This window comes from Klebsiella sp. WP4-W18-ESBL-05 (genome assembly GCF_014169075.1).
Lineage (GTDB): Bacteria > Pseudomonadota > Gammaproteobacteria > Enterobacterales > Enterobacteriaceae > Kluyvera > Kluyvera ascorbata_B.
Genome location: NZ_AP022057.1, coordinates 3,055,032 through 3,078,764, shown reverse-complemented (window position 1 = coordinate 3,078,764; position 23,733 = coordinate 3,055,032). Strand labels below are relative to the sequence as shown.

The window sequence follows — 23,733 nt, the reverse complement described above, 5'->3', positions numbered from 1 at the left end:
GGATGAACTCAGAATCCCAGGCCAAATCACCTGAACGTCTACGTGCCATGGTGGCCGGCACGCTGGCAAACTTCCAGCACCCCACCCTGAAGCACAACTTAACGACGCTGAAAGCGCTGCACCACGTCGCCTGGCTTGACGACACCGTGCACATTGAACTGCAGATGCCGTTTGTCTGGCACAGCGCTTTTGAAGAATTAAAAGAGCAGACCAGCGCTGAACTGCTGCGGGTGACCGGGGCGAAAGCCATCGACTGGAAGCTGTCGCACAGCATCGCCACGCTGAAGCGCGTGAAAAATCAGCCGGGCGTTAACGGCGTGAAAAATATTATTGCCGTCAGCTCGGGCAAAGGCGGGGTGGGAAAATCGTCCACTGCCGTGAACCTGGCGCTGGCGCTGGCCGCGGAAGGGGCGAAAGTGGGCATCCTCGATGCCGACATCTACGGCCCATCTATCCCGAACATGCTGGGCGCGGAAAACCAGCGTCCGACTTCGCCGGACGGCACCCACATGGCGCCGATTATGGCCCATGGCCTGGCCACCAACTCCATTGGTTATCTGGTCACTGACGACAACGCCATGGTGTGGCGCGGCCCGATGGCCAGCAAGGCGCTGATGCAGATGCTGCAAGAGACCATGTGGCCGGATCTCGACTATCTTGTGCTCGATATGCCGCCGGGCACCGGCGACATCCAACTGACGCTGGCGCAGAACATTCCGGTGACCGGGGCCGTTGTGGTCACCACGCCGCAGGACATCGCGCTGATCGATGCTAAAAAAGGCATCGTCATGTTTGAGAAGGTGGAAGTGCCGGTGCTGGGCATCGTGGAAAACATGAGCATGCATATTTGCAGCAACTGTGGTCACCACGAGCCTATCTTTGGTACCGGCGGCGCCGAGAAGCTGGCAGAGAAATACCATACTCAGCTGCTTGGCCAGATGCCGCTGCACATCAACCTGCGTGAAGACCTCGATAACGGCACGCCAACGGTCGTCGCGCGTCCGGACAGCGAGTTCACCGAAATCTATCGTCAGCTGGCGGGGCGCGTTGCGGCGCAGCTTTACTGGCAGGGTGAAGTGATCCCGAGCGAAATTGCCTTCCGCGCAGTGTAAGCACTGATATTCCCGTGCGGCGGTCCGCTGCCGCACGATATTATGAAGCCTCTTTTCAGCACAGCCTTATTTATTATCCCCCTTCATTTAATTCACTTTTTATATGTTATTTTTCCCGTGGATTCAGCTCGTTGCGTTATCTTGATGTTAATCAAGTAAACAATTTAATAACATTGTTTTTTCGCATGAGCTATGGGAGGTTATCTTTTATTACCCAACGAGAGGTATAAATAAATAGAGCTGGCGACTATTCGTGATAATTATTGATTCAATAATGGAGAGCGATATGGATAATAATATGCTGATGATAACGCTTCGTGAGCTGCTGGTGTTGCTGATGCAAAACCGCACGCTGCCTGAAAAATCTGCCGATGCGCTCCGCTACTGCCGCGAACACATTGCCGATGGCGCGCTGCCTATCAATATTTACGCTGAATACCGTGACATGGTCGATCACCTGGAAGAGCTTGCCAGTGAAAACCGTTCTATTGCGCCGGACGATCTGTTACGCAGCGGCGGCGATTTAATGCTGGGAATATTGCTGTTATATGAAAAGCTGGCAGTGGAAAACACGATGAATAATATGGCACCGCACGGCGTACATTATTGCTAGCGTAAGGGAAGGGCCAGCGGTGAAATACCCGCTGGCTTTTGCTTAGCGGTGATAGAAAATCTCGCCGTCGAAAATTTTGCTGATTTTGCCGTCCGTTTCGCCGATCTGAACATAGTTGCCGCCCATGTACGTCCAGCGCGTGCCGGCATCCGGCGCGGGCAGATTACGCAACTGCCACTGCTTGATGTTGTACTCTGGCGTGAGATACATCGCAGGGGCGTTGTCGCCAATTTTAAATTGCGTGAAATCTGCGGTGAACTCTTTTAATTCATACTGTTTGATGCCGGTGGCCGGTGCCGCCCATGCCGCGCTCGCCGTTGCCAGCAGCACGCCCAGAAGCATCATTTTTGTTTTACGCATACTATCCCCACATTATCCTGGATATAAAATTGCAGCTCCGTATGATTCCTGATGCGTGGGCCGAATGGCAAGCGCTGCTTTCTTAAAAAATGTAAGCAAACCGCGGTGATGTTCGTTTTGAGGTTTATCCTGGCCGCCCAATTTTTGAGGAACCGCCATGTTCAGGCTGGAAGATTTATCATTATTCGTTCGCGCGGCGGCGCTGAGCAGCTTTAGCGACGCCGCGCGCGAAGCCGGTATCCCACCGGCGCAGGTGAGTTCGGCGATTAAGCGTCTGGAAACGGCGCTCAACACGCGCCTGTTTGCCCGCTCCACCCGTAGCCTGCGCCTGACGGTGGAAGGCGAAACCTGGCTGCCGTACGCGCTGCAAATGCTCGATGCGCTGCAAAACGGGCTTCAGCAGCTCACGACGCCAAACGATGAAGTCAGCGGCACGCTGCAAATTGCCGTGCCGTCCGATCTTGGACGTAATCTGCTGCTGGAGGTCTTTCGCCAGTTCCGCACCCGTCATCCGGCGCTGCGGCTGCGCATTCTGTTTTCCGATCACCTGACCGACGTTTTTAAAGACCCGGTGGATATTGCGTTCCGCTACGGCGACAACGATGATGCGTCGTTTGTTTCACTGCCGGTTGCGCCCGATAACCGTCGCGTGCTGGTGGCCTCTCCCGCGTGGATTGCCCGTCACGGCGAGCCAAAAACGCTGGCCGATCTCGAAAAATGCAATGCGTTAACCTACGTGCTGCGCGGGCGACCGTTCGACCGATGGCCGCTCTACCGCGACGGCGTAGAGCACAGCGTGCAGGTGTGCGGCAATATTACCAGCGATGACGCCGAAGTGATCCGCCGTCTGGCGGTGGCCGGCGAGGGCGTTGCGTTTAAATCGGCGCTGGACGTAAAAGACGATCTGCAGGCCGGGCGTTTGCAGGTGCTGCTGCCGGAATATCTGGGCGATCGGGTACCGCTGAATATGATCTGCCCGCATCGCAAACAGCTCTCAGCTGCGGTGAGGTTGCTTTATGAAGAGGTGAAAGCGCGCTGCGTTGATACGCTGAACGCGGTGTAAGGGCGGCGGGGTTACCCGCCGTTGCGCTACGGTAATCATCGTCCGATGAGCCCGCGCCGCCAGCCGCGACGGTGCGGGTCGTTGAGATCAACGATACGGTGCCAGGATACTCGCTATCATTGCGCCGTTGGTTTCAGCAATCCGCCCGTTGATTTATTCTTTTCTAAATATTGATGCTGGAAAATACACATACGTATCGTGTTGCGGTACTCACCGTTAACGAAAAATTCATGTATTAACTCGCCTTCCTGGATAAAACCAAGCTTACGATAAATATGAATGGCTTTAGCATTCTCTTTATCCACAATCAGGTAGAGCTTATAGAGGTTCAGGACGGTAAAGCCGTAGTCCATTGCCAGCTTAGCGGCGCGGGTTGCCAGGCCTTTGCCCTGATATTCCGGTGAAATAATAATTTGAAACTCGGCGCGTCGATGAATATGGTTTATTTCAACCAGCTCTACCAGGCCCGCATTATTACCATTAAACGAAATAACAAAACGACGCTCGCTCTGATCGTGGATGTGTTTATCGTAAAGATCGCTTAGCTCAACAAAGGCTTCATAGGGTTCTTCGAACCAGTAGCGCATTACGCTGGCGTTATTATCAAGTTGGTGGACAAAGCGCAAATCTTCGCGTTCAAGGGGTCTTAGTTTAATGTCTGATTGTTCTGGCATAATATTTTCAGCCTCTTTGTAAACTGAAAATATATTATCTGCTTGCGGTGGGCGTCATCAAGATTTGAAAAAAATTACAATCAATTCAGTGACCCAAATCAGCGGAGGCGTGGCCTTATTTTCGTGATATCTGTGCTCCCCATCAGGCGTGCGTGTCACGCTCGCCTGATGGGGGCAATAGACTAGTGCTTCACCAGCGTCGCAAAGTAGTACACCAGCGGTATTGCCAGAATCCACAGGCCCACCGGGATTTCACGCCATTTACCGGCAATCGCTTTAATCACGATATAGAACAGCAGCCCACCGGCGATGCCGGTACCAAAGCTGTTGGCAATCAGCGTGATCATCACCATCATCAGCACCGGCAGTCCGTCGGTGAAGTTCGCCAGATCAACCTTACGCAGGCCGCTGAACATGTTCAGGCCAATCAGAATCAACGCTGGCGCGGTGGCTTCTTTCGGGATCATCAACGCCACCGGAGTGAACAGCAGCATCAGCAGGAACATCACTGCAGCCGACAGCGCCGTCAGCCCGGTTTTTCCGCCCGCTTCGGCGGCAGCGGAGGATTCAATCAGCGCGGTAGCCGCCGGAATGCCAAGCCACGGGCCGATGGCGGCCGCAATAGAGTCAACCATAAACGGGCGGTTAATATGCGGCATATTGCCTTCTTCATCCAGCAGCCCGGCTTCGCCGCCTACCGCAAGGGTGGTGCCCATGGTGGAGAAGAATTCCGAGGCGAAGAAAACGAACAGGAACGGCAGGAACGCAATATTCAGCGCGCCCAGCATATCGACGTGACCGAGCACCGGTGCCAGCGAGTGCGGCATGTCGATAAAGTGGGTCGGCAGGCGCGTGACGCCTACCGGGATACCCACCAGGGTGGCGAACAGAATTGCCCATAAAATTGCGCCAGGAATGCGTCGCGCCTGGAGTGCAATAGCCAGAAACAGGCCGCACAGCGCCACCAGGGCACCCGGTGCCATAAAATCGCCCAGCATCAGCGAGTTAGTTTTGGCATTTGCCAGCACCAGCCCGGCGTTACGGAAGCCGAGCACCGCCACAAACAGACCGATAGACGCGGTGAGCCCCAGTTTTATTGACTGCGGCACCGAACGGGTGACCACTTCACGCAGGCCGAATTTGGTGAGCAGAAAGAATAGAATACCCGACCAGCAGGCAATGCCGAGGCCAATCTGCCAGCCAATGCCTTCGCTGCCTGCCAGCGTGACGCCGACCAGCACCGATCCCCCGATGCCCGGCCCAACGATAAACGGCAGGTTGGCGTAAAATGCCATCAGCAGCGTACCGCCAACGAAGACCAGAATGGTGCCGGTAGTCGCGGCGCCTTTATCCATACCGCCCACGGCCAGCAGGCCAGGAATCACGACCAGAAGATAGGCGTCGGCGAGAAAACCGGTGATGCCCGCCAGGCACTCAGTACGCAGCGAACTGCCGCGGGAATGCAACGCAAAGCGTCGCTCCAGCCAACTGCTTGCGGTTGGCGATTGAAGGGTATTATCGGCCATTGTGTGGCGCTCCCATGTCTATTGTTGTGTTGTGTGTTGTGACGAAATAACCGGATCGACAATCTGTCGTGTGGTGCCGTCGGTCAGCCCTAAATCGGTCAAATGCGGTCCGGCGTTGCAGGCCAGACAGGTGCCCTCAATCGCTTTAAACACGCGATACGGCGGCTCCCAGTCGGCGACCTGCGCGCTGAGGTCGCGCAGTTGGCGAAACTCAGCGGCCAGCACGTCGGCGGGTTTGTCTGACAGCATCCCGGCTATCGGCATCGCCACGTGGGCCAGAATGCCGCCGTTTTGCGCCAGCGCCATGCCGCCGCCGGAGGCAATCAGCTGATTGGCCGCCAGCGCCATATCGTCAGGATGACGCCCCAGCACCACCAGGTTATGTGAGTCGTGTGAATAGCTGGTGGCAATCGCGCCGCGCAGTTCACCCCAGCCTTCGAGCAACGCAATCTGCGGCGTCGCCTCATGACGGCCATGGCGGTGTTTTACCCAAATCAGACTAAACCCACTCGGCAGCTGTACCTGGCCGTCACGGATTTCAACGTCCACTTCACCCCATTGGGTAAAACGCGCGCCGCGAATATGGCGCAGCCGGGCAACGCCGTGGCGAATATTGCCGACCCGTAGCGCAAAATCATCGGCGCTGAGTGGGGTAAGGCGCAGGGTATCACGCGGCGGCGTGACGCCCGGCGCGGCGTCGATCGGCGCCAGCAGCTTGCCGTCGCGGGCGATCTGTTTCCCGGCGACATAAACGGCGCGCGCACAGAGCGTATCCAGCGAATCAAAGACCACCAGGTCCGCACGGCGACCGGCGGCAATCAGCCCCAGATCGTTGCGCTGGAGGCGAATGGCGGCGTTCAGCGTAGCAAAACGCAGGGCGTCGGTTGCCGGAAGACCGTGTTCAATCAGCAGATTCAGCAGGGCGATGATACCGCCTTTTTCCAGCAGCATGTCCGGCGGCACGTCGTCGGTGCACACGGTGATCTGCGAGGAAAGATGCGGCAGCGTTTTCAGCGCATTAACGATATCGGGCAGCAGGTACGGGTGCGAGCCGCGAATTTCCAGCGTCAGACCGGCACGCAGCTTTTCCAGCGCGTCATCGGCGGAAGTCAATTCATGGTCTGAGGTGACGCCAGCGGCCAGATAGGCCTGCAGATCGGCGCCGCTCAGCCCGCGGGCGTGGCCTTCAATCAGCTTGCCGCTGTTTAGCCCCGCTTGCACAATTTCCTGCATACGACAGCTGCCGTGCAGGACGCCGTGCATATCCATCACCTCCGCCACGCCGCGCACTTCCGGCCAACCGAGCATGGTGTCCATCTCGGCCCCGGCAAACTCGGCACCCGACATTTCCAGCCCCGGCGTCGACGGCACGCTGGACGGCGCGGCCACCATCACCTGCAGCGGCAGATGGCGGCTAGCCTCTACGGCATAGCGCACGCCCGCCACGCCCAGCACGTTGGCCAGTTCATGCGGGTCCCAGAAGACGGCAGTGGTGCCCTGCGCCAATACGATTTCGGCATAGCGTTCCGGCGGCAGGTGGGAGCTTTCCAGGTGGACATGCGTGTCCATCAGACCGGGTGAGAGAAATACGCCGGGCAGAGCGTGGCGTTCGAGCGCGTCGCGACGGCTGCCGCGCGGGTGGACGCTGGCAATCATCTCGCCGACGATACCCACGTCGGCTTCGCGAATCTCGCCGGTCGCCATATCGACGACGCTGGCGTCGGTCAGCAGCAGATCGAAGGGGACTTCCCCGCGCGCGGCCTGGACGGCGCGGCGGCGGTTTTCAGCATTGCTGGACATAACAACTCCGGCACAGGGATAATGGGCGCTACTTTAGGGGCAGTGCAAACGTTTGCCCAGATGATTAAATTTATCACCTGATAACTTTGGCTTATTCTGCGTGATCGTCACCGGTGAGCACAACAACATGACCGAACCCTGGCAGCGGCTACCCGCGCTTTCGCTCAAACAACTCCAGTATTTTGTGACGCTGGCGCAGCTGCGCCATTTTACCGATACCGCCAACCGCCTGGCGATAAGCCAGCCCGCGCTCAGCAGCGCGCTGCGGCAGACGGAAGCGGTGCTGGGCGGCAAGCTGGTAAACCGCACCGCGTCGTCGGTGACGCTGACCGAGCTGGGCGCGGCCATATTACCCCACGCCCAGCGGGTGTTGAGCGTTGCGCAGGCCGCGTTTCAGGATATGCAGCAAATTGTTGCGGCTGGCGGTGATGGCACGGTGCGTATTGGCCTGGTGCCCTCGGTGAGCTCGCTGCTGTTTCCGATGCTGCCCAGCCTCCTGGCGCAGGCCTTCCCGCGCCTGCGCGTTGAGTTTCACGACCGCACCAACGATGCCATGGTCAGCGATTTGCTCAGCGGCCAGATTGACTTTGGCGTCGGGGCCATCGATAGCTCGTTGCCGAAAGATTTACAGGTGTTCCCGCTGCGCGAAGACCCGCTGGTGGCGGTCGTCCATGCCGACGATCCGCTGGCCGGTCAGCCACACCTGCCGTGGAAGCTGCTGGCTGGAAACGATATCGCGGTGTTCTCAAAAGGAAACGTGCAGCGGCTGGTCGGCGCGCTGGTGGAAAGCCAGCGCCTGACGCTGAATACGCGCTATCAGGTGGACTATATTGAAACGCTGTATGGCCTGGTGCGCTCGCGGCTGGCGGTGGCGATTCTGCCACAGCTTTACACCACCCATTTGCAGGATCCTGTGCTCAAAGTTGCGCAGCTTCAGCAGCCGGCCTTAACCCGTACGGTGGCGCTGATGCGCGGGTCGCAGGCGCTGCCGCCGCTGATTGAGTCCTGCTTTGCCCTGTTGCTGAAACAGCTTCGCGAAAGCAGCGGGGAATTACCCGGGGCGGCGGGAAAGCAAATTATCTCTTGAATAACACGGCCGTTAATTCGCCGTATCATCATCAGAAACGAGGGGAGAGCGGGCGGTGAAATAAAGAGAATAATGACGGAAGATTATTCCTGGGCCGCCCGGCAGCAGGGGGTTAGTTCGCCGCTGATTCTTTTTTAGCGATCGGCAATCTCCTTGTTATTGCGAATGCCGATATGCCCCTTCTTTTAACACGCGCCACACGCCTCTTTTTGATTGTAAATCAGCCTGAAGTTGTACTATCTTTAACCTTTAGTGTAGTGCTAATGGGCGACGGAACTCGAATGTAGTCGCACTCACTCTTATATTCAGGCCTGACTTTCTCTATGGAATCGAATCCTCACGCGCCGTTGAGCAGTTTTATCGATCTCATGCTGGATGCTGTTTTTGCAGTAGATGCCCACGCTAACATTGTTTATGCAAGCGCGTCATGTGAACGTATTTTTGGCTATACACCGCAAGAACTCATCGGCAAAAACATGTTCGATATGATGCTACCGGAAGATCGAGAATTAACACGAAATTCAGTAGTAGAAATCATGGCTGGCCGCCCGCAGTTCCATTTTGAAAACCGCTATGTGCATAAAAATGGCCAGATCGTCAATATTATGTGGTCGGCACGCTGGTCCCCGGCTAATCAATTACGCATTGGCGTTGCGCGGGATATTACCGAACGCAAACGCTCTGAATCATTACAATCCGCACTGTACGCTATTTCTGAAGCTGCACACACGGCTGAAGATTTACTCAAGCTATTTCAGCGTATCCATGAGATCGTCGGTACGCTGCTTCCCGTCGATAATTTTTCGGTCACGCTTTACGACCCGCAAACGGGCCAACTGACCTTCCCGTATCACGTGGATGCGTTTCAGGAAATACCCGCGCCGTTTACGCTTATTCCCGGGACATTTTACGCGGAGGTGATTCAAACGGGTCAACCGCTACTGCTGACGCCCGAGAGAATGGCGGGCCGCCATGAAGAACTGCGCATTTCGTTTGGCCTGAATCCATCCTGCTGGCTTGGGGTTCCGCTTAAGTCACAGAAAGGCACCATCGGTGTTCTGGTCGTCAAAAGCTACCCGGACGGCGTACGCTATAACGAACAGGATCAGGAGTTATTGCAGTTTGTGTCGACGCAGATTGCGACGGTTATTGAGCGTCAGCAGATGCAGGCCCGGTTACAGCATATGGCACAGTACGATCAGCTGACCGACCTGCCAAACCGTAGCCTTTTGTTCGATCGCCTTAGGGCTGCGCTTGCTACCGCGCGCCGTGAAGGGGGGCATTTGTCGCTGCTGTATATCGATCTCGATAAATTTAAGCAGGTTAACGACACCCTGGGCCACGGGATAGGGGATTTACTGCTGCAAGCCGCCGCGGACCGCCTGACGCGCTGCGTCGTGAAATCCGATACCGTTGCGCGTATTGGCGGCGATGAGTTTGTGATTTTGATTGAGAACAGCGCGTTGCCGGACGACGCTTTCGCGGTGGCAGAAAAAATTGTTGAGGCTTTCGCTTCTCCTTTTGTGCTGGGAGAGCACCGTTTGGCGATTGCCCCGAGTATTGGCATTGCGCACTATCCTGAACAGGGTGCCAACGAACGTCAGCTGCTCGATTATGCCGATAAAGCGATGTATCTGGCGAAAAAAGCAAAGCGTCCTGATGGAAAATGATTTTTACTTTATCAATAAATCAATGGGTTGTATTGGTTTGGCGCGGCGAGCATCACTCGTCGCGATGCGCTTTGTCTGACTGCCAGCGGGTTATCGGGCTTGTTTGTCGGGCTGCCTGCTGGCATTATTCTGCACGGCGATTAACAGTCTGTTAATCGTAATCAATTGATTTGAATGACTCGGGGTGCCCTTCCTTGCGAAGGCTGAGAAATACCCGTACCACCTGATCTGGATAATGCCAGCGTAGGGAAGTCAGAGGCCGACCGGCCATTGCTTCTTCGCGTTATGGCAGGAGCAAACCATGCACGTTGACCTGCTTAATTCCGCGCAATCTGCGCACACCGCTTCTCTTCTTCACCAGCATGCCCCCCTTGTTCACTGTATGACGAATGACGTCGTGCAAACCTTCACGGCGAATGTCCTCCTGGCCGTGGGGGCATCTCCCGCGATGGTTATTGATGCCGGAGAGGCCGCGCAGTTTGCCGCGCTTGCCGGCGCGCTGTTGGTTAACGTGGGCACCTTAACCCACTCGCGTGCGCTGGCGATGCGCGCAGCGGTTGACAGTGCCAATCGCGCAGAAACGCCGTGGACGCTGGATCCGGTGGCGGTGGGGGCGCTGACGTTACGCAGCGATTTCTGCCGCGAACTGCTGCGCCTGACGCCGTCGGCTATTCGTGGGAACGCCTCCGAAATCCGGGCGCTGGCCGGCGAGAGCCTGGGCGGGCGCGGGGTCGATACCACCGATACCGCTGCCGCCGCGCTGCCTGCGGCACAGAAGCTGGCGCGAGAAAGCGGGGCGATTGTGGCGGTGACCGACGAGGTGGATTACATCACCGACGGCGAGCGCACGCTGGCGGCGAACGGCGGGGCGGCGCTGATGACGCGTATCGTCGGCACCGGCTGCGCACTGTCGGCGGTTGTTGCGGCCAGCTGCGCGCTGCCGGGCGATCGCCTGCTCAACGTGGCGGGCGCCTGCCTGCTGATGAAACACGCCGGGCAACGCGCGGCAGAGGGCCGCGGTCCGGGGAGTTTTACCCCGGCTTTCCTTGACGCGCTGTACGCGATGCACGGGGAGGTGGCGGCATGAAACGTATCAACGCATTGACGATTGCGGGCACGGACCCAAGCGGCGGCGCGGGCGTTCAGGCCGATCTGAAAACCTTCTCGGCGCTGGGGGCCTACGGCTGCTCGGTGATGACCGCGCTGGTGGCGCAAAATACCCGCGGCGTGCAGTCAGTCTACCGGATAGAACCTGACTTTGTCGCCGCGCAGCTGGATTCCGTATTCAGCGATGTGCGTATCGACACCACCAAAATCGGCATGCTGGCCGAGACCGACATCGTTGAAGCGGTGGCCGAGCGTTTACAGCGCTATCGTATCCAGAACGTGGTGCTGGACACGGTGATGCTGGCGAAAAGCGGCGATCCGCTGCTGTCGGCGTCGGCGGTCGCGACTCTGCGCCAGCGCCTGCTGCCGCAGGTTGCGCTGATTACGCCAAACCTGCCGGAGGCGGCGGCGCTGCTCGGCGCGCCGCACGCGCGCAATGAACTGGAGATGCTGGAACAGGGGCGCGCGCTGCGGGCGCTGGGCTGTGAAGCGGTGCTGATGAAAGGCGGCCACCTGGACGATGCCGAAAGCCCGGACTGGTTGTTCACCGCTGACGGCGAAATGCGCTTTACCGCGCCGCGCGTGGACACCAAAAATACCCACGGCACCGGCTGTACGCTATCGGCGGCGCTGGCAGCGTTAAGACCGCGTTACGCCAGCTGGCAGGAGACGGTGCCGGTGGCGAAGGGCTGGCTGTCGAAAGCGCTGGCGCAGGCCGATACGCTGGAGGTCGGCGAGGGGATTGGTCCGGTTCACCACTTCCACGAATGGTGGTAGCTGTCCCGTCCGCGTGCCAGCCGCGCGCGTGCTAAAACCGACAAAAGTTGGACATTCTACGCCCCCGGTACCAGGCTTATCCTGCTCAAAAAAGTTGAGCAGGACATCCAGCCGACATGATGTCGGCGCTTACGGGAGCATAGCTATGACTGATATTGCGCAGTTGCTTGGCAAAGATGCCGACAGCCTTTTACAGCATCGTTGTATGACCATTCCAGCCGACCAGCTCTATCTGCCCGGCCACGACTACGTTGATCGGGTGATGATAGACAATAACCGCCCGCCAGCCGTATTGCGAAACATGCAGACGCTCTACAACACCGGCCGTTTAGCCGGAACGGGCTATCTGTCGATTCTGCCGGTAGATCAGGGCGTCGAACACTCGGCCGGGGCCTCATTTGCCGCCAACCCGCTCTATTTTGACCCGAAAAATATCGTTGAGCTGGCGATTGAAGCCGGCTGTAACTGCGTGGCCTCCACCTACGGCGTGCTGGCGTCGGTGTCTCGCCGCTACGCACACCGTATTCCGTTCCTGGTCAAACTTAACCACAACGAAACCCTGAGCTACCCGAACACCTTCGATCAAACGCTGTACGCCAGCGTTGAGCAGGCGTTCAATATGGGGGCGGTGGCCGTTGGGGCAACCATCTATTTTGGCTCGGAAGAGTCGCGCCGCCAGATTGAAGAGATTTCTGCCGCCTTTGAGCGTGCGCACGAGCTGGGACTGGTGACGGTGCTGTGGGCCTATCTGCGTAATCCGGCGTTTAAGAAAGATGGCGTCGACTATCACGTCTCTGCCGACCTGACCGGTCAGGCCAACCATCTGGCGGCCACGATTGGCGCGGATATCGTGAAGCAGAAGATGGCCGAGAATAACGGCGGCTATAAAGCGGTGAACTTCGGTTATACCGACGATCGCGTGTACAGCAAGCTGACCAGCGAGAACCCGATTGACCTGGTGCGCTACCAACTGGCGAACTGCTATATGGGGCGCGCGGGGCTGATTAACTCTGGCGGCGCTGCTGGTGGCGAAACCGATCTGTCTGACGCGGTGCGTACGGCGGTGATCAATAAACGCGCAGGCGGCATGGGCTTAATCCTGGGCCGTAAAGCGTTTAAAAAGTCGATGGCCGACGGCGTACAGCTGATTAACGCCGTGCAGGATGTTTACCTCGATAGCAAAATTACCTTCGCGTAATATTTGTCCTCCGTTCCCGTCCGGGAACGGAGGACGATCCCCTTCACACTTCTCTCTCCTTTTGTGAAAAACGTCACGCCTCATTGTGCGCATGCCCAAAAAACAGCCCGGTGTTAGCGGAATTTGTCCGTGGAAGGGCTGATATTTTGTGCTTAGATTAGTCATGAAACGCCTTTTCAATTCCCTGAAACCGATTTATCGGATAAGTGTTGGACACAGGATTGTGGTGCAAAAAGCGCCATTTCGAATGTTGTACTAAGGACACATAATGAAAATTGAATCTGTAAATGTCACCGTTTTCCAGCATCCTACCCGCCGCGTCTCCGACAGCGCCGGGCACTCCCATCCGGGGCCGGAAAGCATGGCAAAAATGGCGATGCTGACCATTACCGCCGATGATGGCAGCCAAGGCTACTCGTTCGCGCCGCCGGAAATTGTGCGCCCGTTTGTGGTGAATACCTTCTTCCGTAAAGTGCTGGTTGGGCAGGATCCGTTTAACCGCGAACGTATCTGGCAGGACCTGGTGCACTGGCAGCGCGGCAGCGCCCATCAGTTGACCGAACGCGCGCTGTCGTTTGTTGAACAGGCGCTGTGGGACCTGATTGGGCGCAAGCTCAACGTGCCGGTGTATAAACTGCTCGGCGGCTATCGCGATAAGGTGCCGGCCTACGGCAGCACCATGTGCGGCGATGACTTAGAAGGCGGTCTCTCTACCCCGGAAGAGTATGCGGCATTTGCTGAAACCCTGGTCGCTCGCGGCTATAAGGCCATTAAGCTGCACACCTGGATGCCGCCGGTCTCCTTTGCGCCGAACCCGAAAATGGATATCAAAGCCTGTGCGGCAGTGCGTGAAGCGGTTGGCCCGGATATTGACCTGATGATCGACGGTTATCACTGGTACAGCCGTACCGAGGCGCTATGGATCGGTAAAGAGCTGGAGAAACTCAACTTCGCGTGGTTTGAAGAGCCGATGGAAGAAGACAGCATGTCGTCCTATGCGTGGCTGGCGGAAAACCTGTCGATTCCGATTATCGGCCCGGAAAGCTTCGGCGGTAAACATCACAGCCGCGCCGACTGGGTGAAAGCGGGCGCGTGCGACATTCTGCGTGCGGGCGCCAATGGCGTGGGTGGCATCACGCCAACCATGAAGGTGGCGGCGCTGGCAGAGTCGTTTGGCATGGACTGCGAAGTCCACGGCAACGGCGCGGCAAGCCTGGCGGCGGTGGGGGCGATTCGGAACTGCCGCTGGTACGAGCGCGGCCTGCTGCACCCGTTCCTCGACTACGACCAGCCCGCTGCTTACCTGAACAGCATCATCGACCCGATGGATGCCGATGGATTTGTGCATTTGTCACAACGCCCCGGACTGGGCGAAGACATCAATTTTGACTATATCGAAGCCAATACCGTCAGCCACGACTGAATAAAACAATAAATGCCCGATGGCGCTGCGCTTATCGGGCCTACGGCCCGGTAGGCCGGATAAGGCGTAAACGCCGCCATCCGGCAACATGTACCCTACAGTACAGGCAAATAGAGATATGAAAAAATCCTCCTTACTGGGAGCGTGTTTGCTCGCGCTCTCCATGACGATGGGGAGCGGGGCGGCGTTGGCTAAAACGCCTCCGGACCAGCTCATCATTGGCATGAACATGAATAACCTGCTGACCCTCGACCCGGCCGCGATGACCGGTAACGAGGTGGTCGGTATTGTGGTGAATCTCTATGACTCGCTGGTGGAACTGGATCCTCAGCAGTTGACCAACGTTAAACCGGCACTCGCCAAATCCTGGGATATCAGTCCGGACGGCAAAACGCTGACTTTTCATCTGCATAACAACGTCAAGTTCCACTCCGGAAACCCGCTGACCGCCGCCGACGTGGTGTGGTCGATGCGGCGTATTTTGCACCTCAACCTCGCGCAGGCATCGGTGTGGAAATCCTACGGCTTTAGCAAAAAGAACGTCGACAAGCAGGTGACCGCGCCGGACGACTATACGGTGCAGATTGTCCTGCCGAAGGATAACGATCCGCAGCTGGTGATTTACTCGCTGGGCGCGCTCGGCAACCTGGGCGTGCTCGACAGTAAAACCGTACAGAGTCACGAACAGGATAACGACTGGGGCAACAAATGGCTGACCACGCACGAAGCCGGATCGGGGCCGTTTACGCTGGAAACCTGGCAGGCGAAAGACGTGCTGCGCATGAAGCGTAACCCGGACTACTGGCGCGGCGAGCCGAAGATGAGCCGCGTGGTGCTGCGCCACTTCCAGGAGTCGCAGACCCTGCGTCTGATGATTGAAAAAGGCGATCTCGACATCGCTAACAATATGGCGGTGTCGGATATCAACGCTCTGCGTAAAGACCCACAGCTCACCGTCGATGCGGTACAACGCGGCACCATGTATTACGTGTCGATGAGCATGAAAGAGGCGCACTTCGCCAATCCCAAAGTACGTGAAGCCGTGCGCTACCTGATTGATTATCAGGGTATTAACAAAGCGCTGATGCCGGGCTACGGCGTATTGCACCAGCGGCCGATTAAAGCCGGGATGCCGTCAACGCTGCCGGATCCTGGCTACACCTTCGATCTGGCAAAAGCCAAAAAGCTGCTGGCGGAGGCAGGATACCCGGACGGTTTTGATACCACCCTGCGGGTGCTGGCCGATCAGCCGTTCCTCAACATTGCCATTGCCGTGCAGTCGACGCTGATGCAGGCGGGTATTAAGGCCAAAATCATCACCGGCACCGGTAACCAGATTTACGGTGCGATGCGTGAACGCAAGTTCGACATGCTGGTGGGGCGCGGCGGCAGCGGCATGGAGCCGCACCCGCACTCCAGCCTGCGCGCGCTGGTGTACAACCCGGACAACAGCGATGCGGCGAAGCTCACCAACTTCCAGGGCTGGCGCACCGGTTTCTACGACAAACCGCTCAACGAGATGATCGACGGCGCGCTGCTGGAGCGTGACCCACAAAAACAGATTGCCGATTATCAGGCGATTCAAACCCGTTTTGATTCGCTGATCCCGGCGATGATCCCGGTGTCGCAGATGGTGGATTCGGTGGTGGTGCGCAACGAAGTGAAAGACTACCAGCCGCACCCGTCGGCCACCACGTTCCTGCGAGATGTCTACAAAGTTAGCGAAGGAGATAAAGGATGAGTACGGCTATTCTTGCGCCCGGCTCCCGGACCCGGCGCTTCTCAAAACGGTTGATGCAGGTGGCGGTGACGCTGTTTGGCCTGCTGCTGCTGACGTTCTTTATTGGCCGCGTGATGCCGATTGACCCGGTGCTGGCGATTGTCGGCCCGGACGCTGACCAAAGTACTTACCAGCAGGTCTATCACCAGCTGGGATTCGACCAGTCGCTCATGACCCAGTTTGGCATTTACTTTGTCAACCTGCTGCACGGCGATCTGGGCAATGCGCTGCTGACCGGTAAACCGGTTATCGACGATATTATTCGCGTCTTCCCCGCGACCATGGAGCTGGCAACGATGGCGATTATCGTCGGCGCGGGTCTTGGTATTCCGCTGGGCGTACTGGCGGCGGCGCGTCGCAACAGCCTTTCCGACTACGTGGTGCGTATTATCAGCCTCGCCGGCTACTCTACCCCCATCTTCTGGGTGGGGATGATGGGGCTGCTGGTGTTCTACGCCTGGCTGGGCTGGGTCGGCGGCGCCGGGCGCGTGGATCTGGGGCTGGACGGCATTGTGCCGCGTCGTACCGGACTCATGACCGTCGATGCGCTGCTGGCGGGTAACAGCGAGGTGTTCTGGAACGCGATTAACCACCTGGTTCTGCCTGCCGCGCTGCTCGGCTTCCATTCGCTGGCCTACATCAGCCGTATGACCCGCAGCTTTATGCTGGCGCAGCTGTCGCAGGAGTTCATCATCACCGCACGAGTGAAGGGTTTAACCGAGCGGCAGGTGATCTGGAATCATGCGTTTCGCAACATTCTCGTGCAACTGCTGACGGTGGTGGCGCTGGCCTACGGCTCGCTGCTGGAAGGGGCGGTATTGATTGAAACCGTCTTCTCCTGGCCCGGATTTGGCTCCTATCTCACCGGCAGCCTGCTGCTGGGTGATATGAACGCGGTGATGGGCTGCGTACTGCTGGTAGGGGTGATCTTCGTGATGCTCAACCTGCTCTCCGACATGCTGTATCAATTCTTCGATCCGAGGACAAAATCATGACGGTTTCTCTGGATACTTCTCTTTCAGGCGCGTCCGGTGAAGGCCGCCAGCGGCTGCTGCGTGCGCTGGCGCGGGCCGGCGGGTTTATCGGCAAGATGGCGCGCAATCCGCTGACGGCGATTGGTGGCGGGATTATTTTCCTGCTGCTGGTGGTGGCGATTTTCGCGCCGCTGATCGCCCCCTATAACCCGCTGGTGCAGGACTTAAACAATGCGCTCACCGCGCCAAACGCCCAGCACTGGTTTGGTACCGATGAGTTTGGCCGCGATATTTTCAGCCGCCTGGTCTACGGCTCGCGCATCACGCTGTACATCGTGCTGCTGGTGTCGGTCACCGTCGGCCCGCTGGGGCTGCTGCTCGGCGTCTGCGCGGGCTACTTCGGCGGTAAGGTCGATATGGTGCTGATGCGCGTCACCGACATTTTCATCTCTTTCCCAAGCCTGGTGCTGGCGCTGGCGTTTGTCGCCGCCTTAGGCCCAGGGCTGGAGCACGTGGTGATTGCCATTACGCTCACCGCCTGGCCGCCGATTGCGCGACTGGCGCGTGCCGAAACGCTGTCGCTGCGTCAGGCGGATTTTATCTCCGCCGTGCGTTTACAGGGCGCGTCTCCGGCGCGGGTGCTGTGGCGTCACATTGTGCCGCTGTGCCTGCCATCGGTGATTATCCGTATCACCATGAACATGGCGGGGATCATCCTGACCGCCGCCGGTCTCGGCTTCCTTGGCCTGGGCGCGCAGCCGCCGGAGCCTGAATGGGGGGCGATGATCTCCAGCGGCCGCACCTACATGATGGAGTGCTGGTGGGTGGTGACGATTCCGGGGCTGGCGATTCTGATCAACAGTCTTGCGTTCAACTTCTTAGGAGATGGCCTACGTGACATCCTCGATCCTCGCAGCGAATAACGCTGCACCGCTGCTCGACGTGCGCGATTTAAACGTCAAATTCGTTAACGGCAGCGCGGTTACCCATGCGGTACGCGGCGTCTCCTTCCAGTTGGGACGAGAGAAGCTGGCGATTGTCGGCGAATCCGGCTCCGGCAAATCCACCGTCGGGCGCGCGCTGCTGCACCTGCACCCGAAAAAGGCGCGCATTGACGCTAGCCAGATGCAGTTTGGCGATATTGACCTGCTCAACGCCAGCGAAGCGCAGATGCGCACCATCCGCGGTAAGCGTATTTCGATGATTATGCAGGACCCGAAATATTCGCTGAACCCGGTAGTGCGGGTAGGCGACCAGATAGCGGAAGCCTGGCTGACGCACCACCCGGGGCATAAAACGGAGGCGAAGGCCAAAGCGCTGGAGATGCTGGACGTGGTGCGCATTCGCGATCCCGAGCGCGTTTACGGGCTCTATCCGCACGAGATTTCTGGCGGTCAGGGGCAGCGCATTATGATTGCCATGATGCTGATTACCGACCCTGAGCTGGTGATCGCCGATGAACCGACCTCCGCGCTGGACGTCTCGGTGCGTTTGCAGGTGCTGGGCCTGCTGGATGATCTGGTTAAATCGCGCGGGCTGGGGCTGATTTTTATCAGCCACGATATCAACCTGGTACGCAGCTTTTGCGACCGCGTGCTGGTGATGTACGCCGGACGGGTGGTGGAGTCCATCGCCGCCTGCGATCTCGACCGCGCGCAGCACCCATACACGCAGGGCCTGATCAGCGCGCTGCCGGATATGCACAGTCGTCGCCCGGTCTTACCGGTTTTGCAGCGTCAGGCCTGCTGGCTGACGGACTAAGGAGCGCATCATGATTGAAGTGAAGAATCTGAACCTGGCGTTTGGCGAAGGCGAGAAGCGCAACCAGGTGCTGTACGACGTCAATTTTCACGTCAGGCCCGGTGAGATTTACGGGCTGGTGGGGGAGTCAGGCTCCGGGAAAACCACGGTGCTGAAGTGCCTGGCCGGGCTGTTTAACCACTGGCAGGGTGAACTGACCATTCATGGTCAGCCGTTGGAACACGCCATCAGCCGCCAACGCTGCCGTAAGGTCCAGATGGTGTTTCAGGACCCGTACGGTTCGCTGCATCCGCGTCATACCATCGGCGATATTCTCGAAGAGCCGCTACAGATTCACGGCATCGGCGAGCGCGATCGGCGGATTAACACGTTGCTGGATAGAGTCGGGCTGAACCGGGCGTTTCGCGACCGCTATCCGCACCAGCTCTCGGGCGGCCAGCGACAGCGCGTGGCGATTGCCCGCGCGTTGATCCTTGAGCCGCAGGTGCTGCTGTTGGATGAACCCACGTCGGCGCTGGATGTGTCGGTGCAGGCGGAAATCCTCAATCTGCTGGCGGAGCTGCAAAAAGAGTCGAATCTGACCTACCTGATGGTTACTCACGATCTGGGCGTGATCGCCCATTTGTGCCAGAAGGTTGCGGTGATGCAGTACGGCAAAATTCTCGAAACGCTGACCGTTGACGCGTTGGTGAACGGCGAGGCGAAAACGCCATACACGCAGATGCTGGTGAACGCCAGCCGCCAGTACACGCGCGAAATGGCGCGCGAAGTCGCGGCGTATTAACCGGATGTTGTAGGCCCGATAAGCGTAGCGCCATCGGGCAGCCCGATGCAGGTGCCGGATGGCGGCGTGGACGCCTTATCCGGTCTACCCGATCAATTTGCCTCTGGGAAATCAATAATATGCATAATAATTCTTTCCGTATTGCTCTACCGCTCGTGCTTTGTGCCTGTACCGCTTCCGCAGTAGCAGCGGAAACCGTCGACCTGCGCATGTCGTGGTGGGGCGGTAACAGCCGCCATCAGGTGACCTTAAAAGCGCTGGAAGCTTTTCATCAGCAGCATCCGGATATTAACGTGAAAGCGGAATACACCGGCTGGGACGGCCACACCTCGCGCCTGACCACGCAGCTGGCGGGCGGCACCGAGCCGGACGTCATGCAGACCAACTGGAACTGGCTGACGCTGTTCTCGAAAGACGGTAACGGCTTTTACGATCTCAACAAGGTAAAAGCGGAAATTGGTCTCGACCAGTTCACCGCCAAAGACCTTCAGCCGGTGACGGTGAAGGGCAAACTGAACGGGATTCCCGTCGCCATGACCGCTCGTATTTTCTATTACAACGACCAGACCTGGAAAAAAGCCGGTTTAGGCTATCCGCAAAACTGGGATGAGCTGATGCACGCCGGGAAAACCTTTGCGAGCAAGCTGGGCAAACAGTACTACCCGGTTGCCCCGGAGAGCCTCGGCGTGCTGGCGCTGCTCAATTCGTATATGGTGCAGAAGTACAACATCCCGGCCATCGATGAACAGAGCAAAAAGTTTACCTACAGCGACGCGCAGTGGGTGGAGTTTTTCCAGCTGTATAAAACGCTTATCGATAATCATGTTATTCCGGACATGAAGTATTACGCCTCATTTGGCAAGGGCAACATGTACGAGATGAAGCCGTGGATCGAGGGCGAATGGGGCGGGGTGTATATGTGGAACACCGCCGTGACCAAATATTCTGATAACCTGAAACCGCCCGCGAAGCTCGAGCTGGGGAGCTATCCCATGCTGCCAGGGGCCACCGACGCGGGGCTGTTTATGAAACCGTCGATGATGCTGTCGATTGGCAAAACCACGCAACACCCGCAGGCGGCGGCGAAGCTGATTAACTTCCTGCTCAACAGCAAAGAGGGCGTGACGCTGCTGGGGCTGGAGCGCGGCGTGCCGCTGAGCAAAAGCGGCGCGGAGACCCTGGCCGCATCTGGCGTGATCAACGACAAAGACCCTTCGGTTGCTGGCATCAAGCTCGCGCTGTCGCTACCGGCGAAGGTCGGCGTATCGCCGTATCTGGAAGATCCGCAGCTGGTGCAGGAATTTGATAGCGCGCTGCAATCTATTGACTACGGCAAGAAATCCGTCGCCGAAGCGGCGGCGGATTTCAAGCGTCAGTCTGAGCGAATCTTAAAACGCGCAATGCGTTAACGCAGCAGCGGGCAGTCCGGCGGCAGGCGGCAGCGCAGCGCCGCCGGCAAAATTTCCATCCGGAAGGCGGTCCCGCTCAGCGGCTCGCCGTCGAGGTTAAAGGTCATTTCATGCGGTGCGGTGACTTCGAACCACGGCGAGACGCTGTCCACCAGATTCTCTTTGCCATCGCTGCTGGCCAGCGTGTTAAACAGCGCCGGCAGCAGCTCTTCACCGGTAAAAATACGCAGATGCAGCAGCCCATCGTCGATTAATGCCTCCGGGCACAGCTGCTGGCCGCCTCCCGCCTGGCGTCCGTTACCGATGCCAATAACCAGCGCATCACCTTGCCAGCTAAAGTTCTCGCCGCGAATTTCACAGCGGTCCGGCTTCAGGGTATCCATGCGCATCAGTCCGTGAATCAGATACGATACGCCGCCCAGCGCTGCCTTCAGTTTCTCCGGGGTTTCCGTGGTGATACGCGTACCGAAGCCGCCGGTCGCCATATTGATAAAGCAGGTTTTATGGTTGACCTGGGCAATATCCACCGGGACGTCGCGCCCGGCAATTGCCAGCTTGAGGGCGTTGGCTAAATCATCAGGAATATTCACGCTGGTGGCAAAATCATTGGCGGTGCCAAGCGGTAATATCCCCAGCGCGGGAGCCGCGTTGCTCTTGCAGTGGATCAACGCCGTTGCGACTTCATTGATGGTGCCATCGCCGCCGCCGGCAATCACCGTAGCCACCTCAAGCGCCACCGCTTCGTCGACATAGCGTACGGCGTCGCCTTTCTCCCAGGTGACGCGCACGTGAATCACAATGCCCTCGTCGCGCAGCAGAGTCACCGCTTTGCGCAGCTCGGGGTTATCGGCACTTTTACCGTTAAGTATCAGTAAACTTGCTGGAAAATCTGACATCCTTGGTACCTCTTTAGGGGGTATGCAAAGAGTGTAACAAAGGAAACGGCAGTGTGCTTTAGGAGGGAAGGGCAAAAAATAAGCCCGTGTAAGGGAGATTACACAGGCTAAGGAGGTGGTTCCTAGGTACAGCTAGCATTTATGGGTTATGTTTTTCAGCGAGAGAATAGTATCGATAATCGATAATTCCGTCTGTGATCCATTTCTAAGAATCCTTGCTATTGAAAAACAATATAAATGTACTAGCTGCTATGCGGATTACGAGTGGATTGTCCTGAGAAATTACGCATCAGCAGGCCATACTCCAGCGCCATATCTTCCGGCACGGGTAACCATACGGTGTGACCATCGCCCGGCGCGACCGGCATCGTCTCACCTTTGGCGTTTTCCATATGCTCAAGCGTGAAGTTGACGTTGCCCTGTGGGGTCATCAGCTCCAGACTGTCACCGATCAGGAATTTGTTTTTCACCGCCACGGCGGCCAGGTTGCCTTTACGCTCGCCGGTAAATTCGCCGACGAACTGCTGACGCTCGGAAACGGAGTAGCCGTACTCATAGTTCTGATAGTCGTCATGGGTGTGGCGACGCAGGAACCCTTCGGTGTAACCACGGTGGGCAAGGCCTTCCAGCGTTTCCAGCAGGCTGGTGTCGAACGGTTTGCCAGCGGCCGCGTCGTCGATGGCTTTGCGGTACACCTGGGCGGTGCGCGCGCAGTAGTAGAAGGATTTGGTGCGGCCTTCGATTTTCAGCGAATGGACGCCCATCTGGGTCAAACGCTCAACGTGGGCGATGGCGCGCAGATCTTTGGAGTTCATGATGTAGGTGCCGTGTTCGTCTTCGAAAGCGGTCATGTACTCGCCGGGACGTTTAGCTTCCTCAATCATAAAGACCTGATCGGTTGGCGCGCCGAGGCCGAGGGTCGGTTCGACGTTTTGCACCGGAATCGGTTCGTATTTGTGGACGATGTTGCCCACGTCGTCTTCTTTGCCTTCCTGCACGTTGTATTCCCAGCGGCAGGCGTTGGTGCAGGTGCCCTGGTTAGGATCGCGTTTGTTGATGTAACCAGACAGCAGGCAGCGGCCGGAATAGGCCATGCACAGCGCGCCGTGAACGAAGATTTCAATCTCCATGTCCGGAACCTGGCTGCGAATTTCTTCAATTTCTTCCAGCGACAGTTCGCGCGAGAGGATCACGCGGGTTAACCCCATTTGTTTCCAGAACTTCACCGTGGCCCAGTTGACGGCGTTCGCCTGTACCGACAGGTGAATGTCCATCTTCGGGAAGTGCTCACGCACCAGCATGATAAGCCCCGGATCGGACATAATCAGCGCATCCGGCCCCATATCCACTACCGGCTTCAGGTCACGAATAAAGGTTTTCAGCTTGGCGTTGTGCGGCGCGATGTTCACCACGACGTAGAATTTTTTACCCAGCGCGTGGGCTTCGTTGATGCCGAGCTGTAAATTTTCGTGATTGAATTCGTTGTTACGTACGCGCAGCGAGTAGCGCGGTTGACCCGCGTAGACTGCATCGGCGCCGTAAGCGAAAGCGTAACGCATATTTTTCAGCGTTCCCGCCGGGGAAAGGAGTTCCGGTTTAAACATGATTTTCTCGTTCTGATGACAGGTCAGATTCGCCGCACCTGATGCGACGAGCTGGGGAGTGTCCCCACTTTAAGGGCGGGCATTGTAGCGCTGTGGCGGGGCGAGGTAAAGCGCC

21 protein-coding genes and 1 riboswitch are annotated in these 23,733 nt (G+C 57.7%); of the genes, 15 read left to right on the top strand and 6 right to left on the bottom strand.

Annotated elements, in window-relative coordinates:
* The first annotated feature begins 2 nt into the window (after positions 1-2).
* Positions 3-1,112: an iron-sulfur cluster carrier protein ApbC gene (apbC, locus tag H7R58_RS14865; RefSeq protein WP_106929447.1), complete on the top strand. Its 1,110-nt coding sequence runs from the start codon at positions 3-5 to the stop codon at positions 1,110-1,112.
* A gap of 286 nt (positions 1,113-1,398) precedes the next feature.
* A complete protein-coding gene (locus tag H7R58_RS14860) occupies positions 1,399-1,725 on the top strand; it encodes a hypothetical protein (RefSeq protein WP_106929449.1) in 327 nt (108 codons plus the stop codon).
* Positions 1,726-1,767: 42 nt separating this feature from the next.
* Here H7R58_RS14860 and H7R58_RS14855 read toward each other — a convergent pair whose 3' ends face one another.
* Positions 1,768-2,085, bottom strand: coding sequence for an RcnB family protein (locus H7R58_RS14855; RefSeq protein ID WP_106929451.1), 318 nt, complete (start codon positions 2,083-2,085; stop codon positions 1,768-1,770).
* 157 nt (positions 2,086-2,242) lie between these two features.
* Between H7R58_RS14855 and H7R58_RS14850 the strand changes: the two genes are divergently transcribed.
* On the top strand, positions 2,243-3,148 hold the full coding sequence (locus H7R58_RS14850) for a LysR family transcriptional regulator (RefSeq protein ID WP_182930325.1): 906 nt from the start codon (positions 2,243-2,245) through the stop codon (positions 3,146-3,148).
* A gap of 116 nt (positions 3,149-3,264) precedes the next feature.
* Here the strand turns inward: H7R58_RS14850 and speG are convergent, their stop codons facing one another.
* From speG to H7R58_RS14835, 3 genes are all read right to left on the bottom strand, one after another.
* Entirely contained in the window at positions 3,265-3,822 is a 558-nt protein-coding gene (gene speG / locus H7R58_RS14845; protein WP_106929455.1) for a spermidine N1-acetyltransferase, read from the bottom strand.
* Positions 3,823-4,004: 182 nt separating this feature from the next.
* Positions 4,005-5,348 carry an NCS2 family permease gene (locus tag H7R58_RS14840; RefSeq protein ID WP_182934416.1) on the bottom strand — a complete coding sequence of 448 codons (1,344 nt, stop codon included), beginning with the start codon at positions 5,346-5,348 and terminating at the stop codon, positions 4,005-4,007.
* A gap of 18 nt (positions 5,349-5,366) precedes the next feature.
* Entirely contained in the window at positions 5,367-7,148 is a 1,782-nt protein-coding gene (locus H7R58_RS14835; RefSeq protein WP_106929459.1) for an adenine deaminase, read from the bottom strand.
* A gap of 127 nt (positions 7,149-7,275) precedes the next feature.
* Between H7R58_RS14835 and H7R58_RS14830 the strand changes: the two genes are divergently transcribed.
* From H7R58_RS14830 to H7R58_RS14775, 12 genes are all read left to right on the top strand, one after another.
* Entirely contained in the window at positions 7,276-8,235 is a 960-nt protein-coding gene (locus tag H7R58_RS14830) for a LysR family transcriptional regulator (protein ID WP_106929461.1), read from the top strand.
* A gap of 323 nt (positions 8,236-8,558) precedes the next feature.
* Positions 8,559-9,905: a sensor domain-containing protein gene (locus H7R58_RS14825; protein ID WP_182930327.1), complete on the top strand. Its 1,347-nt coding sequence runs from the start codon at positions 8,559-8,561 to the stop codon at positions 9,903-9,905.
* Between the two features lie 170 nt (positions 9,906-10,075).
* Positions 10,076-10,172: riboswitch (TPP riboswitch) on the top strand.
* A gap of 34 nt (positions 10,173-10,206) precedes the next feature.
* Positions 10,207-10,992 (top strand): hydroxyethylthiazole kinase, encoded by a 786-nt coding sequence (thiM, locus tag H7R58_RS14820; protein WP_182930328.1) that lies wholly within the window; start codon positions 10,207-10,209, stop codon positions 10,990-10,992.
* Positions 10,989-11,789: a bifunctional hydroxymethylpyrimidine kinase/phosphomethylpyrimidine kinase gene (gene thiD / locus H7R58_RS14815; protein ID WP_106929467.1), complete on the top strand. Its 801-nt coding sequence runs from the start codon at positions 10,989-10,991 to the stop codon at positions 11,787-11,789. The genes thiM and thiD overlap by 4 nt, the downstream gene beginning before the upstream one ends.
* 145 nt (positions 11,790-11,934) lie before the next feature.
* Positions 11,935-12,987 carry a class I fructose-bisphosphate aldolase gene (gene fbaB, locus H7R58_RS14810; protein WP_106929469.1) on the top strand — a complete coding sequence of 351 codons (1,053 nt, stop codon included), beginning with the start codon at positions 11,935-11,937 and terminating at the stop codon, positions 12,985-12,987.
* A gap of 268 nt (positions 12,988-13,255) precedes the next feature.
* A complete protein-coding gene (locus tag H7R58_RS14805) occupies positions 13,256-14,410 on the top strand; it encodes a mandelate racemase family protein (RefSeq protein ID WP_106929471.1) in 1,155 nt (384 codons plus the stop codon).
* 118 nt (positions 14,411-14,528) lie between these two features.
* Positions 14,529-16,151 carry an ABC transporter substrate-binding protein gene (locus H7R58_RS14800; RefSeq protein ID WP_106929473.1) on the top strand — a complete coding sequence of 541 codons (1,623 nt, stop codon included), beginning with the start codon at positions 14,529-14,531 and terminating at the stop codon, positions 16,149-16,151.
* Positions 16,148-17,185 carry an ABC transporter permease gene (locus tag H7R58_RS14795; RefSeq protein WP_106929475.1) on the top strand — a complete coding sequence of 346 codons (1,038 nt, stop codon included), beginning with the start codon at positions 16,148-16,150 and terminating at the stop codon, positions 17,183-17,185. Before H7R58_RS14800 ends, H7R58_RS14795 begins: the two co-directional genes overlap by 4 nt.
* Complete coding sequence (locus tag H7R58_RS14790; RefSeq protein ID WP_106929477.1) at positions 17,182-18,087, top strand: ABC transporter permease; 906 nt, start codon at positions 17,182-17,184, stop codon at positions 18,085-18,087. Before H7R58_RS14795 ends, H7R58_RS14790 begins: the two co-directional genes overlap by 4 nt.
* The gene (locus H7R58_RS14785; protein ID WP_106929479.1) at positions 18,059-18,925 is read left to right on the top strand and encodes an ABC transporter ATP-binding protein; all 867 of its coding nucleotides are present in this window, start codon (positions 18,059-18,061) and stop codon (positions 18,923-18,925) included. Before H7R58_RS14790 ends, H7R58_RS14785 begins: the two co-directional genes overlap by 29 nt.
* 10 nt (positions 18,926-18,935) lie before the next feature.
* Complete coding sequence (locus H7R58_RS14780; protein WP_106929481.1) at positions 18,936-19,709, top strand: ABC transporter ATP-binding protein; 774 nt, start codon at positions 18,936-18,938, stop codon at positions 19,707-19,709.
* 119 nt (positions 19,710-19,828) lie between these two features.
* Complete coding sequence (locus H7R58_RS14775) at positions 19,829-21,118, top strand: ABC transporter substrate-binding protein (RefSeq protein ID WP_227674192.1); 1,290 nt, start codon at positions 19,829-19,831, stop codon at positions 21,116-21,118.
* Here the strand turns inward: H7R58_RS14775 and yegS are convergent.
* Together yegS and yegQ are read right to left on the bottom strand one after the other, a co-directional pair.
* Positions 21,115-22,014, bottom strand: coding sequence for a lipid kinase YegS (yegS, locus tag H7R58_RS14770; RefSeq protein ID WP_182930332.1), 900 nt, complete (start codon positions 22,012-22,014; stop codon positions 21,115-21,117). The two genes, H7R58_RS14775 and yegS, sit on opposite strands and share 4 nt — an antisense overlap.
* A 242-nt stretch (positions 22,015-22,256) precedes the next feature.
* Positions 22,257-23,618, bottom strand: coding sequence for a prephenate-dependent tRNA uridine(34) hydroxylase TrhP (gene yegQ / locus H7R58_RS14765; RefSeq protein ID WP_182930333.1), 1,362 nt, complete (start codon positions 23,616-23,618; stop codon positions 22,257-22,259).
* Between the last annotated feature and the right edge of the window lie 115 nt (positions 23,619-23,733).

Excerpts from the sequence above, each read along its gene's own strand:
- apbC (WP_106929447.1), top strand. The coding sequence starts at position 3 with ATGAACTCAGAATCCCAGGCCAAATCACCTGAACGTCTACGTGCCATG.
- H7R58_RS14860 (WP_106929449.1), top strand. The coding sequence starts at position 1,399 with ATGGATAATAATATGCTGATGATAACGCTTCGTGAGCTGCTGGTGTTG.
- H7R58_RS14855 (WP_106929451.1), bottom strand. The coding sequence starts at position 2,085 with ATGCGTAAAACAAAAATGATGCTTCTGGGCGTGCTGCTGGCAACGGCG.
- H7R58_RS14850 (WP_182930325.1), top strand. The coding sequence starts at position 2,243 with ATGTTCAGGCTGGAAGATTTATCATTATTCGTTCGCGCGGCGGCGCTG.
- speG (WP_106929455.1), bottom strand. The coding sequence starts at position 3,822 with ATGCCAGAACAATCAGACATTAAACTAAGACCCCTTGAACGCGAAGAT.
- H7R58_RS14840 (WP_182934416.1), bottom strand. The coding sequence starts at position 5,348 with ATGGCCGATAATACCCTTCAATCGCCAACCGCAAGCAGTTGGCTGGAG.
- H7R58_RS14835 (WP_106929459.1), bottom strand. The coding sequence starts at position 7,148 with ATGTCCAGCAATGCTGAAAACCGCCGCCGCGCCGTCCAGGCCGCGCGC.
- H7R58_RS14830 (WP_106929461.1), top strand. The coding sequence starts at position 7,276 with ATGACCGAACCCTGGCAGCGGCTACCCGCGCTTTCGCTCAAACAACTC.
- H7R58_RS14825 (WP_182930327.1), top strand. The coding sequence starts at position 8,559 with ATGGAATCGAATCCTCACGCGCCGTTGAGCAGTTTTATCGATCTCATG.
- thiM (WP_182930328.1), top strand. The coding sequence starts at position 10,207 with ATGCACGTTGACCTGCTTAATTCCGCGCAATCTGCGCACACCGCTTCT.
- thiD (WP_106929467.1), top strand. The coding sequence starts at position 10,989 with ATGAAACGTATCAACGCATTGACGATTGCGGGCACGGACCCAAGCGGC.
- fbaB (WP_106929469.1), top strand. The coding sequence starts at position 11,935 with ATGACTGATATTGCGCAGTTGCTTGGCAAAGATGCCGACAGCCTTTTA.
- H7R58_RS14805 (WP_106929471.1), top strand. The coding sequence starts at position 13,256 with ATGAAAATTGAATCTGTAAATGTCACCGTTTTCCAGCATCCTACCCGC.
- H7R58_RS14800 (WP_106929473.1), top strand. The coding sequence starts at position 14,529 with ATGAAAAAATCCTCCTTACTGGGAGCGTGTTTGCTCGCGCTCTCCATG.
- H7R58_RS14795 (WP_106929475.1), top strand. The coding sequence starts at position 16,148 with ATGAGTACGGCTATTCTTGCGCCCGGCTCCCGGACCCGGCGCTTCTCA.
- H7R58_RS14790 (WP_106929477.1), top strand. The coding sequence starts at position 17,182 with ATGACGGTTTCTCTGGATACTTCTCTTTCAGGCGCGTCCGGTGAAGGC.
- H7R58_RS14780 (WP_106929481.1), top strand. The coding sequence starts at position 18,936 with ATGATTGAAGTGAAGAATCTGAACCTGGCGTTTGGCGAAGGCGAGAAG.
- H7R58_RS14775 (WP_227674192.1), top strand. The coding sequence starts at position 19,829 with ATGCATAATAATTCTTTCCGTATTGCTCTACCGCTCGTGCTTTGTGCC.
- yegS (WP_182930332.1), bottom strand. The coding sequence starts at position 22,014 with ATGTCAGATTTTCCAGCAAGTTTACTGATACTTAACGGTAAAAGTGCC.
- yegQ (WP_182930333.1), bottom strand. The coding sequence starts at position 23,618 with ATGTTTAAACCGGAACTCCTTTCCCCGGCGGGAACGCTGAAAAATATG.